The organism is Sphingobium sp. R-21 (genome assembly GCF_049913335.1).
Lineage (GTDB): Bacteria > Pseudomonadota > Alphaproteobacteria > Sphingomonadales > Sphingomonadaceae > Sphingobium.
The window spans coordinates 484,587-496,236 of the sequence record NZ_CP184374.1 but is presented as its reverse complement, the minus strand read 5'-3'; the positions used below and the strand labels follow the sequence as shown (position 1 = coordinate 496,236).

The following is an 11,650-nucleotide window of genomic DNA, read 5'->3' as shown; positions in this document are numbered from 1 at the left end:
CGGATGGCCAGCCCCCAACAACATGGCGAGGCAGGCCGTGCGCGATTGTGCCTGGAGCGAGGAAAGCAGACCTTCAACCTCCGTTCGTTCCGAGCCGGTCGAAAGCATCTGCCGACCCCAGGGTCAGACATGGGAATGGTTCAGCAGGACCGCCCGTCAGAAAGCGGCGTTGAGGCGATCCATCAGTGCGCGGGCCGGATTGGGCTCCGCCTGCGCGCGCGGATACACCATGCGATCCTGCAGGCGGGCGACCCGTTCGTAAAGGTCCTGGCTTGCCTCTATCAAAGCGCGAGCGGCGAAGGGAAAGCTGCCGGCGACCGCCGGATCCGTGATCGCGGCATGGCCGAGGCGATATTTCTCGTCTCGCATCTCCGCATCGCTGACCTCCCCGCGCTGCCACGCGCGCTGGCTCAGCAACCAGGCGATGATGTGCATGAGGCGGGTCGTGACCTTGAGCGATTCGCAGGCGAAGGCGACGCGGCGAACAGGATCGTCAACCTCCGGTTCGTCTCCATCGCGAAAGTCGAAATAGGCGCGCGCTTCGTCAGCCATGACCATGGCTTCCACGTACAGACCATCGACCAGACGGCGATGCAGGGCCTGGTCAAGAGAAGCGGCGAGTTTCATGGCGGATATGTGGCATAGAGCAGGCGACTTGTCAGTCCCGATCCGCCGCCGTTAACCGCGAATTGTCTCATTCGGGATCAATGGGACAGGCATTAACTACAATTTCCTGCCGCTCAGGCTATGATATCGGGAACGAGTTGATCTTCCAGCAACGCCATTTCGTCGCGCAGGCGCAATTTGCGCTTCTTCAGGCGCGCAACCTGCATCTGATCGCCCGAACCGGACTCCACAAGGGCACTGATCGCGCCGTCCAGATCGCGATGTTCGATTCGCAGCAATTCCAGCCGACGCATGATGTCTTCGCGGCTCACCATACACCTACTTTCGCACCCATTGCCGTCCCATCGCCTCCTGATAGCCCGGCAGACCCGCACGAACCATCGCAAATTTCAACGCGGCCTGCCGCAAAGCACGAATCGACCGAAGACAAGGCCAGCGAATCATGATCTACTCGTTCATCCATTGCCCTCGTAAGGAGAATGTCATGGAAAATAGCCACATTTCAGCTCTTTCGGCCAAGCATGCCGGGCTTGAGGCGCGAATCAAGGCGGAGACGAGTCGTCCCATGCCTGATGCGATCCTTGTCGCCTCGCTCAAGAAGCAGAAGCTGCGGCTGAAGGAGGAAATGGAGGCGCAACACTGACAGCGGTGACGCCTGCGTGAAAGGCATGGATCGGCGGTCGTTTTGCCGCTGGTCCTGCCCTTTCCAAAGCGGTGAACCGAACAGCTCCGGGGCTGATGAGCCTGCGGAGCTTTTTCTTTGCACGACGGGAAACGGGTGATCCCAGGTAGCTGAGCATTGGCGCTCGTCCGCCGGCTTATTCAGGCCGGATTGGGGGACGCGTTTTCAGAAAGCGCCTGAAAAAGATCAGCGCACGAACCGCCGCTGGCGCAGATAATCAGGCACGGTCAACTGACCGGGCGAAGCGGACGTGGGACGCCGCGCAAGTTGAGGATCGATCGCCACATCGAACGCAATGCCGACCCGGTCTTCCCGCGACCAGACCACCGAACCCGTGACCTGTCCGATGCCGCGCAGATCGAAGCGGACATTCAGGCCGTTGGGTATGACGCGTTCGCAATCAGCCATAAGGCCCGTCGCGGAAAGGTTACGGACACGGGCGCGGCCGAGCGGAGCGCCGTCCGCCGAACTCAGGTTGGTAAGCAGGAAAAGACTGTCGCGCGGGCCGGAACGCGCCGGGCCACGGGCATCACCATCCTGATTGCTATCCATCAATAACGCCCTGCAAGATCACTGGAATTTCCAGGCGACCCTCCCATGGCGGCATGGACAAAAGGTTAATCGTCGCGAGAGACTTTTTCCTGCCGCTCGTGCCGTTCCTGCGCCTCGACCGTCATGGTCGCGATCGGCCGGGCCTCCAGGCGGCCCAGCGAAATCGGTTCGCCGGTCACTTCGCAATATCCATATTCGCCCTCATCGATGCGACGGAGCGCGGCATCGATCTTGGAGATGAGCTTGCGCTGGCGGTCGCGTGTGCGCAGTTCGATCGACCAGTCGGTCTCGCTCGAAGCGCGGTCGTTGAGGTCGGGTTCGCGAAGGGGCTCATTCTGCAGGACCGCCAATGTCCCTTCCGCTTCGGCCAATATCTGCTTCTTCCAGTCCCACAGGCGCTGCCGAAAATATTCCAGCTGGAGCGGGTTCATGAACTCTTCGTCTGCGGAAGGACGATAGTCGGGCGGGAGTATTACAGCCGATTTCGGCGGATTTGGGCCGTCTTTATCGGAATTCAGGACCGATGCCATCTGGCTCTCCGACTCGCGGGACCCCCGGTGCTGAAAGTGCCGGGGTATCCGTGACTTGTGGTTGACGGCGCCTAATAGCCAGCGTCAAGGCCTGAGACAAGCGGGCAATCGTGGTACGGGCTGCCCGCCGCGCGCTTATCCACGAAAAATTGCGATTCCCGGGCATGGGCCAATGATAAAAGAAAATGGACGAGCCGCATCAACCATGCGGCGGGGCTTCGTCTCACTCTGGGACGTTAACCATATATGATCATAATTTATTAGTTTTTTCCTCGACTTGGCATCGATATTCAGAGTTAACGCCGTTGAAGTTAACGCTTTATTTTGCGTTGTTAGCAATAGGGAAGGCCCCGCTTCCGTTACTGCAGCGCAGTGGCAAGATTGCAGGGCCGAAAACAAACAAGAGTGGAACCTATGTCGGTACGGATGGCATTGGCTAAATTATGCGCTTGCGCCGCCGGGGGAGCGATCATCGGCGGTGGCGCGGTCCATGTCGCCGAAAGCGCGCGTCCGGCAGGGGTCCAGAGCACGAAGAGCGTCAAGGCAGCGCCGCGCAAGCATTATGCCGTGCGCAAGGTGCAGCGGGTGGTCAAAACGGTATCCTGCGCGCCGCAGACGGTGAATGTCACGACCCAGGCCGCCCCCATTCCCCTGCCCGCACCGGCAGTGGCAGCGGAAATGCCGGTCATGTCCGGCGGCGGTGGTGGAGCGCCGGTCGTGCTGGCGGGCGGCCCCGGCTTTGGCGGCGGCGGATTTTTCGGCGGCTTCTTCGGCGGCAGCGGCGGCAGTTCGGGCGGATCGGTGGTGATATCCTCCACCAGCAGCTCGACCGGCGGCATCACCAGTTCCACCAGCTCTACCACGGGCGGCGTGTCCACCTCGACCGGAGGCGTATCGACGTCCACGGGCGGGGTTTCGACCTCTTCGGGCAATGTGTCGACTTCCTCCGGCAATGTCTCGACCTCGTCGGGCAACGTCTCCACGTCCAGCGGCAATGTGACGAGCAGTTCGTCGACGTCGAGCTCCACGTCCAGCTCCTCCTCCACCAGTTCCTCGACCAGCAGTTCGACGTCATCGTCGACTTCCTCCTCATCCTCTTCCAGCTCGTCGGGCGGCGACCATCATCATCCGCCGCCGCCGACCGATGTGCCGGCACCGCCAATGGTGCTGCTGTTCGGGGCGGGCGCCGCCGCCCTGCTGGCGCGCAAGCGTTTCGCACGCGCCAAGGCAGGCGCCGAGGGTTAACCGCGGGGCGATCCGGCCGGCACTCCGGGGGGACGGCCGGCCGGATCGGGTTTCAGCTCGTCGCGATGATCCGCTCGATTTCCGGCACGGGGTGGTTCGACAGATCCTTGGCGATCTCGCCCACCAGCCGGCTCTGCACTTCCTTGTGATAATGTTTGCGCATCTCGCCCAGGGCAGTGGGCGGCGCGACGACGATCAGCTTTTCAAAATCATTGGCGAGCGCCCTTCGCTTGAGCAGTTCGGCCGCTTCCGCGGCAAAACGCGCTTCTTCCAGATCATGGAAATTGGTCTGCTCCACCGACCCGCGATGGCTGCCGACCGAATTGGGTCCCCGCCCCGTGCCGTCGGATGCCTGCTCGCGATCGGGCGGATTGTCCTGCTGCTTCACCTCCTCCGTTTCCAGATTTGGGAAGGCGGGACTGCCCTTGTTGCGAAAGAACAGCATCTTGCGCCCGTCCGCCACCAATACCATCGCATCATGGTCTATCTGCATCGTCCCTATCCTTTCTTCCTGACGCCCGATTTCAGGACCAACGGACGACGGTGTGCAGGGTTGCGCGGCTGGTCGCAGAACGGCATAGGGCTGACCCATGCACGACATTCGTTTCCTTCGCGAAAATCCCGCCGCTTTCGACGCTGGCCTGGCCCGGCGCGGACTCGAACCGCTGAGCGCCGAGTTGCTGGCGCTCGACGAACGGAGCCGCGCGATCAAGACGGCGCTGCAACAGGGGCAGGCGCGCCGCAATGAGGCGAGCAAGGCCATCGGCCAGGCCATGGCGCAGAAGGACATGGCGACGGCCGACGCGCTGAAAGCCGAAGTGGCAGCGCTCAAGGAGAGCCTGCCCGCGCTGGAGGCGGAGGACCGGGAAATCGGAGACGCTCTGACTGCGCGATTGGCAGCGATCCCCAACCTGCCTGCGGACGACGTGCCGTTGGGCGAGGACGAGACGCAGAATGTCGAAGTGGCGCGCTGGGGCGAGCCGAGGAGCTTCTCCTTCGCGCCACAGGATCATGCGGATTTCGGCCCAGCTTTGGGTCTGGATTTCGAAGGCGGCGCCGCCTTGTCCGGCGCGCGATTTACGGCACTGCGCGGGCAGATGGCGCGGCTACATCGGGCACTGGCGCAGTTCATGCTCGACTGCCAGTCGGGCGAAAATGGCTATGAAGAGGTCAATCCGCCCCTGCTGGTGAAGGATGAGGCACTGTTCGGTACGGGACAATTGCCGAAATTTGCGGAGGATCTGTTCAGGACCACCGATGGCCGCTGGCTGATCCCGACGGCGGAGGTTTCCCTCACCAATCTGGTGCGCGAACAGATCGTGCCGGTGGAGACCCTGCCACTGCGCCTGACGGCGCTGACACCCTGCTTCCGGTCGGAAGCGGGGTCGGCGGGACGCGATACGCGCGGCTTCATCCGCCAGCATCAGTTCGAAAAGGTCGAGCTGGTCGCGATCTGCAAGCCCGAGGAGTCGGAGGGCGAGCATGAGCGCATGTGCGCAGCGGCAGAGGGCGTGTTGCAGGCGCTGGGCCTGCCCTATCGAAAGGTGCTGCTCTGCACCGGCGACATGGGCTTTGGCGCGCGCAAGACCTGGGACCTGGAGGTATGGCTGCCCAGTCAGCAGACCTATAGGGAGATCAGCTCCGTCTCCAATTGCGGGGATTTCCAGGCGCGGCGGATGAATGCCCGCTACAAGCCGGAGGGCGAGAAACAGACCCGCTTCCTGCACACGTTGAACGGCTCGGGCCTGGCCGTCGGGCGCACGCTGGTCGCCGTGCTGGAAAATTATCAGCAGGAGGACGGCAGCGTGATCGTGCCGGAGGTGCTGGCGCCCTATATGGGCGGCGTGTCGCGGTTGCAGCCCCGGTAATTTTCCTGCGCCCAAAGGATTGGAATTCAGGCATATGCGCATCCTGCTCACCAATGATGACGGAGTCCATGCGCCGGGCCTGACGGTGCTGGAAGAGATCGCCCGGACGCTGTCCGACGACATCTGGATCGTCGCACCCAGTGAGGAGCAATCCGGCGCCGGCCACAGCCTGACGCTGACGCGGCCGTTGCGCATTCGCCAGCATGGGGAGAAGCATTTCAGCGTCACCGGCACGCCCACTGACGCGGTGATGATGGCGGTCGGCCATTTGATGAAGGATGCCAAGCCCGATCTGCTGCTGTCCGGCGTCAATCACGGCGCCAATCTGGCGGAGGACGTGACCTATTCGGGCACCGTCTCCGCTGCGATGGAGGGCGCGATTTCCGGAATCAAGTCGATCGCGCTCAGTCAGGTCCATGCGCGGGAGGGCTTGGGCGAAGCCGTGCCTTTCGCTGCAGCGCGGACCTGGGGCGAGCGGGTGTTGCGCCCGCTGATCGCCATGCCGGCCAGTCCCCGGCTGCTGTTCAATGTCAACTTCCCGGCGATCGACCCCGAAGCGGTGAACGGCATTCGCGTGACGCGGCAGGGCTTTCATGATGTGGACCGGACAAGGATCATCCGCGGCACCGACCCGCGCGGCTACGACTATTACTGGTTCGGCCTTGGAAAAAGCGACGCCGTGCCGGAAGGCAGCGATCTCGCCGCCATCGCCGAGGGCTATGTAACCGTGACGCCGCTGCATTATGATCTGACGCAGGACAGCGCCATGGCGGCGACGGCACAGGCCTTCGGGGCCTAGATTGGCGGACGCGCCGGCACGCAAGCTGTCGAGACGCCGATCGGTCAGGGCACTGGATCCCGCTCACACGGGATGACGTTCCATGTTTGCCGATGTTCGGGGTGGATCATGATCGAGGGAGAAACCGGGAGCGAGGGACGAACTGGCCGAATGAGCCATGCCGACCGGAGGCATGCCGACCGGAGCCGGGACCGATGAGGATCGGACCCGTCCGCCCCCCGTCAAGCACGGTGGGCTTTCTGCGGCGACGGTCTTCGCTGCCGATATGGGCCGATCTCACCTGGCGGGTGGCGCTGGTGTTCGGCCTGATCGGGCTGGTGTTGCTGATCCACTGGATCGGTCGCGACGGGCTGAAGGACAATCTGGACGACAAGATCAGCTTCGTTGACGTGCTTTACTTCACCACGGTCACCGTGACGACGGTCGGCTATGGCGACATCGTGCCGGTCAGCCCGGAAGCACGGCTGTTCGAAGCATTGCTGGTGACGCCGATCCGCCTGTTCGTCTGGCTCATCTTCCTCGGCACCGCCTATAATCTCTTTTTCCGCAACATACTCTACAGGTGGCGCATGGCTCGCATTCAGGCCGATCTGCACAATCATATCGTCGTCACCGGCTTTGGCACCAGCGGGGCCGAGGCCGTGCGCGAATTGCTGGCGCGCGGCGTCGACCCGCGCGAGATCGTGGTGGTCGATCCTGTCGAGAAGGCGCTGGCAGAGGCCGAGGCGCTGGGCTGCAACGTGCTGTGCGGCGATTCAACGAGGGACCGGACACTGAATGATGTCGCGATCCACCGGGCGCGTACGATGATCGTATCGGCCGGGCGTGACGACACCTCGATCCTCATCACCCTGACGGCGCGGCATCTAGCCCCTCGCCTGCCCATCAGCATCGTCGTCCGCAACGAGGATAATGAACTGCCCGCGCGGCAGGCCGGCGCGACCACCGTGATCAATCCCGTGAGTTTCGCCGGGCTGCTGCTGGCGGGCAGCACCAGCGGCCAGCACATCGCCGACTACATGTCGGACCTTGCCGCATCGGGCGGCCGGGTGAAGCTCAACGAACGCGCCGTGCTGCCGGAGGAGATCGGGCGACCACTTTCCGCCATCGCCACAGGATTGGGCGTGCGGATCTATCGCGATGATCGCGCCATCGGCTTCTGGGAGGAAGCCGCGGCGAAGCTTCAAACCGGCGACCTGATCATGGAAATCGTGCAGGGCGATGCTGCGGGAAAAGCCCGTTCCCTGCCCTGACGTCCTGCCCCCGTGACATTGGCCGCAAAAATCCCTATGTGCGCGGCGATCATGGCAACCAAAATTCCCGAAGCGCCGAAGGTCGGCATGGTGTCGCTGGGCTGTCCCAAGGCGCTGGTCGACAGCGAGCGCATCCTGACCAAGCTGCGTTCCGACGGCTATCAGATGTCCGCCGACTATGCCGGCGCAGACGTCGTGCTGGTCAACACCTGCGGATTTCTCGATTCGGCCAAGGAAGAATCACTTGAGGCCATTGGGGAGGCGATTGCGGAGAATGGCCGCGTCATCGTCACCGGCTGCATGGGCAATGAGGCGGAACTGATCCGCCAGAAATTCCCGCAGGTGCTGGCCGTCACCGGCGCGCATCAATATGAGGCGGTGGTCAACGCCGTCCATGAAGCCTCCCCCCCCATCCCCAACGCCTTTGTCGACCTGGTGCCTGAGGGCGGCCTGAAGCTGACGCCGCGCCACTACAGCTATCTGAAGATTTCAGAAGGGTGCAACCACCGCTGCTCCTTCTGCATCATTCCCTCCCTGCGCGGCGATCTGGTCAGCCGGCGCATAGACGCCGTGCTGCGCGAGGCGGAGAAGCTGGTGCATGCCGGCACGAAGGAACTGCTGATCATCAGCCAGGACACCTCGGCCTATGGCGTCGACACGCGGCATGAGGCGCGCCAGTGGAAGGGTCGCGAGGTGCGCGCGCACATGACCGACCTGGCGCGCGAACTGGGCCAGCTTCGCACCGCGGAAGGCGCGCCGCCCTGGGTCCGGTTGCACTATGTCTATCCCTATCCCCATGTGGATCAGGTGATCCCCTTGATGGCCGATGGGTTGCTGACGCCCTATCTCGACATTCCGTTCCAGCATGCCGCCCCTTCGGTGCTCAAGGCCATGAAGCGCCCGGCCAACGAAGCGAAGGTGCTGGACCGCATCCGCAAATGGCGGGAGATCTGCCCCGACATCGCGATCCGTTCCTCCTTCGTCGTCGGTTTTCCCGGCGAGACGGAGGCGGACTTCGATTATCTTCTCGAATGGCTGGACGAGGCGCAGCTCGACCGCGTGGGCGCCTTCCGCTTCGAGCCGGTTGAGGGTGCCGCGGCCAACGACCTGCCAGGAGCGATGCCGGAGGAGGTCAAGGAAGAACGCTATCAGCGGATCATGGAAAAGACCGCCGCCATCTCGGCCGCCCGGTTGCGGGCAAAGGTCGGACGCGTGCTCCCCGTCATCATCGATGAAGTGGGCGAGGCGGACGAAGACGGCTCCGTCGGCGCCACCGCGCGCAGCCAGGCCGATGCGCCGGAAATCGACGGCAACGTCTTCCTGCGCGATGTGGACGCAGGCCTGCAACCCGGCAGCATCCTCAACGTCCTGATCGAGGATGCGGACGATCACGACCTTTACGGCGTCCCGGCGGAGTAAGTCACCAGCCTGCCTGTTCCCGCCGCAATGCCTTGCGCATCAGGGCGCTGCCGCGAAGGCGTCCTGATATTCGGTCTTGATCGTCTGCCGCATGGCCGCGTCGACCGGCAAGCCGATCTCATAGCTGCCCTCCGCATAAGGACCGGCGCTATAGGGGCCGATGACGACGGTCACCGCGTCGATCAGCTTGCCGTCCTTCGATGTCGGCACCAGCACCTGCTGCATCGGGTCGATACATTTGCTGAAATCGTCGTCGTCGCTGCGCTTGACCGGCGCTCCCCGCTTTTCGGCGCGGGCCTTGTCCAATGCATCGCAGAAGCGGCTGCGGATGGCAGCCGCGAAGGCGGCTGGCGACGTCATCAATGCCGTGACCGCCGTCTCCCGCTTGCGCGCCTTGTCCCACAGCAGGGCGTCATAGCCCGTCATCCCGTGCGCGCCGCCGGTATAGACATAACTTTCCGACTGGAGCGCCAGGAAGCGCGGCGTATCGGCGGCCACCTTCCAATGGGTTTCAAGCGAATGCGGCCGGAAGGGATAACCTGACTCCCTGGCGGCCTTCTGGTCTTCGCGCGCCATCTTCATGGCGTCTGCCTTGCCGACCGTCAGCGCCTGGCCGAATTTCTCGACCAATGCGGGTATCTGCGCCGCCTGTGCAGGATAGCTATAGGCGAATTCGAGCAGGTCGGTCTTTTCCTTCCGGTCAAATGGCTGCGCGGCCGGCGGCGGCTCCGGCTGGCCTGACATGCGGTTCGCAAAGTTGCTGGCCGCGACATCATTGCCCGGCAAAGCGGCCTGATCGGCATTTTCCGCGTCTCTGGATGGCGAACAGGCGCACAGCAGCAGGGCTGCCGCGACCGGAAGCCCTGCCCTTGCCCTCCCCTTGTTCCGACGCATCAATGAACCTTGGCTGCCGCCATGCACCGTTCACTGATCGCCTTGCGCGTATAGCTGCTCTGCAGCGCCGCTCCAGCATTGGGCCAGCCTTCCGCGATCAGCGCCTGCTCCACCGCATGCGCGCCGTCGAAGCGCCCGCTTTCCGCCAGCGCATAGGCACGGGCGCGCAGCGCCTGAAGGCGTCCATCGTCACTGTGCATCATCACGTCTCTCCTTGTTTTAACACCGTTCAATCTATGCCTGCGCTCCGCCCGACGCAAATGATAGCGTGATCGACCGAGGCGCCCGGACGACGAAAGATTGCGCTTTTCTTAGCCGCCGGCTTTCTTCAAAACACATGACATGAACGATTTTTCCGACCTGCTGAAAGCCGACAACAATCAACCGGCGCGTTCGATCCGCATCGTGGATGCGCAAGGCCTGGAAAGTTGGCTGGGAAGCCAGCCCGAACGCGTCCGCGCGCTGGCGACTGCCCAGAAATTCAGGGGCAAGCCGCATGAATTCGCCATTCTGCCCGGGGAGGAGACGGCCGATTGGTCGGTGGTTGCCGGCGTCGCGTCCGTCGGGAAGCTGGGCCCATGGTGCCTTGCCAAGCTGGCGGAGGCCTTGCCCGAAGGGGCCTATCGGCTCGCCGAGGGGGCGGCGGGCGCGGCAATGCTGGGATGGCTGACCGCGCAATATCGCTTCGACCGGTATCGCAAGGAGGAAAATGGATCGGGCGCGCGAGTGCTGCTGACGACCGAGGTGGCGCAGATCGACGCGGCCACCCGCCTGGCAGAGGCGGTGGCGCTGGTCCGCGATCTGGTGAACACGCCGGCCGCGGACATGGGCCCGGCTGAACTGGAAGCCGCGACCCGCAAGGTGGCGGAACGCTTTGACGCCCAGTGCAAGGTGACGAAGGGGGACGCGCTGGAGCATGGCTTCCCGATGATCCATGCCGTGGGCAAGGCGGCGGACAAAAGCTGCGCGCCGCGCCTCATCGAATTGCACTGGGGCGACGCCCGGCATCCGAAGGTGGCTGTCGTCGGCAAGGGCATCTGCTTCGACAGCGGCGGCCTGGATATCAAGCCGTCCTCGGCCATGCGGCTGATGAAGAAGGACATGGGTGGCGCGGCCCATGCGCTGGCGCTGGCGCAACTCATCATGGATTCGCGCCTGCCGGTCAGGCTGCACCTGCTGATCCCGGCCGCCGAAAATGCCGTTTCCGGCAATGCCTTTCGGCCCGGCGACATATTGCGATCGCGCAAGGGGTTGACGGTGGAGATCGGCAATACCGATGCGGAGGGACGGCTGGTGCTGGGCGACGCGCTGACGCTGGCGGAAGAAGAAAAGCCCGAACTCGTGATCGACTATGCCACGCTTACCGGCGCCGCGCGCGTGGCGGTGGGGCCCGACCTGCCCGCCCTGTTCGCCAATGACGATGCGCTGGCCGCCGATATGGATGCCGCCGGCAAGGTGGTGGACGACCCGACATGGCGCCTGCCCTTGTGGGACGGCTACGCCGAAATGCTGAAGTCCGATGTGGCGGACATCAACAATGCGGGCGAAGGCGGATTTGCCGGGGCGATCACCGCCGCGCTGTTCCTCAGGCGCTTCGTGCCCGACACCGTGCCGTGGGTACATCTCGACACCTTCGCCTGGCGTCCCGCATCACGGCCGGGCCGGCCCAAGGGCGGCGAAGCTTTGGGGCTGCGCGCGGCATTCCATATGCTGCAGGCGCGCTACGGTCATAAAAAGTAAAAAGAAAGCGATTGGCAAGGCCGTTACGCAACCGGATTGGC

14 protein-coding genes are annotated in these 11,650 nt (G+C 63.6%); 7 read left to right on the top strand and 7 right to left on the bottom strand.

The window, feature by feature from the left end:
• Nucleotides 1-156: 156 nt before the first annotated feature.
• Both ACN9MX_RS02340 and ACN9MX_RS02335 read right to left on the bottom strand, forming a co-directional pair.
• Nucleotides 157-627: a DUF1465 family protein gene (locus ACN9MX_RS02340; protein ID WP_133651721.1), complete on the bottom strand. Its 471-nt coding sequence runs from the start codon at nucleotides 625-627 to the stop codon at nucleotides 157-159.
• A 113-nt stretch (nucleotides 628-740) separates the two neighbouring features.
• On the bottom strand, nucleotides 741-920 hold the full coding sequence (locus tag ACN9MX_RS02335; protein WP_133651978.1) for a YdcH family protein: 180 nt from the start codon (nucleotides 918-920) through the stop codon (nucleotides 741-743).
• Between the two features lie 191 nt (nucleotides 921-1,111).
• Here ACN9MX_RS02335 and ACN9MX_RS02330 point away from each other — a divergent pair, with 191 nt between their 5' ends.
• Complete coding sequence (locus ACN9MX_RS02330) at nucleotides 1,112-1,270, top strand: YdcH family protein (RefSeq protein WP_007684009.1); 159 nt, start codon at nucleotides 1,112-1,114, stop codon at nucleotides 1,268-1,270.
• 225 nt (nucleotides 1,271-1,495) lie between these two features.
• On the opposite strand, the gene ACN9MX_RS02325 is transcribed toward ACN9MX_RS02330, so the two are convergent.
• Both ACN9MX_RS02325 and dksA read right to left on the bottom strand, forming a co-directional pair.
• Nucleotides 1,496-1,861, bottom strand: a complete 366-nt coding sequence (locus ACN9MX_RS02325) for a PilZ domain-containing protein (protein ID WP_363825237.1) — start codon at nucleotides 1,859-1,861, stop codon at nucleotides 1,496-1,498.
• 65 nt (nucleotides 1,862-1,926) lie between these two features.
• Nucleotides 1,927-2,391, bottom strand: coding sequence for an RNA polymerase-binding protein DksA (dksA, locus tag ACN9MX_RS02320; protein ID WP_133651719.1), 465 nt, complete (start codon nucleotides 2,389-2,391; stop codon nucleotides 1,927-1,929).
• Between the two features lie 414 nt (nucleotides 2,392-2,805).
• On the opposite strand from dksA, the gene ACN9MX_RS02315 reads away from it, so the two are divergent.
• Nucleotides 2,806-3,636, top strand: coding sequence for a PEP-CTERM sorting domain-containing protein (locus tag ACN9MX_RS02315; protein ID WP_363735251.1), 831 nt, complete (start codon nucleotides 2,806-2,808; stop codon nucleotides 3,634-3,636).
• A gap of 52 nt (nucleotides 3,637-3,688) precedes the next feature.
• Here the strand turns inward: ACN9MX_RS02315 and ACN9MX_RS02310 are convergent, their stop codons facing one another.
• Nucleotides 3,689-4,129 carry a host attachment family protein gene (locus ACN9MX_RS02310; RefSeq protein ID WP_363735252.1) on the bottom strand — a complete coding sequence of 147 codons (441 nt, stop codon included), beginning with the start codon at nucleotides 4,127-4,129 and terminating at the stop codon, nucleotides 3,689-3,691.
• A gap of 97 nt (nucleotides 4,130-4,226) precedes the next feature.
• Here ACN9MX_RS02310 and serS point away from each other — a divergent pair, with 97 nt between their 5' ends.
• The 4 genes from serS (at nucleotide 4,227) to rimO (ending at nucleotide 8,975) form a co-directional block, all read left to right on the top strand.
• A complete protein-coding gene (gene serS, locus ACN9MX_RS02305; protein ID WP_363825234.1) occupies nucleotides 4,227-5,504 on the top strand; it encodes a serine--tRNA ligase in 1,278 nt (425 codons plus the stop codon).
• Nucleotides 5,505-5,538: 34 nt separating this feature from the next.
• Nucleotides 5,539-6,303 (top strand): 5'/3'-nucleotidase SurE, encoded by a 765-nt coding sequence (gene surE / locus ACN9MX_RS02300; RefSeq protein WP_363825231.1) that lies wholly within the window; start codon nucleotides 5,539-5,541, stop codon nucleotides 6,301-6,303.
• 194 nt (nucleotides 6,304-6,497) lie between these two features.
• Nucleotides 6,498-7,556 carry a potassium channel family protein gene (locus tag ACN9MX_RS02295; protein ID WP_363825228.1) on the top strand — a complete coding sequence of 353 codons (1,059 nt, stop codon included), beginning with the start codon at nucleotides 6,498-6,500 and terminating at the stop codon, nucleotides 7,554-7,556.
• 36 nt (nucleotides 7,557-7,592) lie between these two features.
• Nucleotides 7,593-8,975 (top strand): 30S ribosomal protein S12 methylthiotransferase RimO, encoded by a 1,383-nt coding sequence (gene rimO, locus ACN9MX_RS02290; protein WP_363825225.1) that lies wholly within the window; start codon nucleotides 7,593-7,595, stop codon nucleotides 8,973-8,975.
• 39 nt (nucleotides 8,976-9,014) lie between these two features.
• Here rimO and ACN9MX_RS02285 read toward each other — a convergent pair whose 3' ends face one another.
• Together ACN9MX_RS02285 and ACN9MX_RS02280 are read right to left on the bottom strand one after the other, a co-directional pair.
• On the bottom strand, nucleotides 9,015-9,869 hold the full coding sequence (locus tag ACN9MX_RS02285) for a DUF4163 domain-containing protein (RefSeq protein WP_363825222.1): 855 nt from the start codon (nucleotides 9,867-9,869) through the stop codon (nucleotides 9,015-9,017).
• Nucleotides 9,869-10,072, bottom strand: a complete 204-nt coding sequence (locus tag ACN9MX_RS02280; protein ID WP_133651710.1) for a hypothetical protein — start codon at nucleotides 10,070-10,072, stop codon at nucleotides 9,869-9,871. The genes ACN9MX_RS02285 and ACN9MX_RS02280 overlap by 1 nt, the downstream gene beginning before the upstream one ends.
• A gap of 139 nt (nucleotides 10,073-10,211) precedes the next feature.
• Between ACN9MX_RS02280 and ACN9MX_RS02275 the strand changes: the two genes are divergently transcribed.
• Nucleotides 10,212-11,609 carry a leucyl aminopeptidase family protein gene (locus tag ACN9MX_RS02275; protein ID WP_363825219.1) on the top strand — a complete coding sequence of 466 codons (1,398 nt, stop codon included), beginning with the start codon at nucleotides 10,212-10,214 and terminating at the stop codon, nucleotides 11,607-11,609.
• The last annotated feature ends 41 nt before the right edge of the window (nucleotides 11,610-11,650 follow it).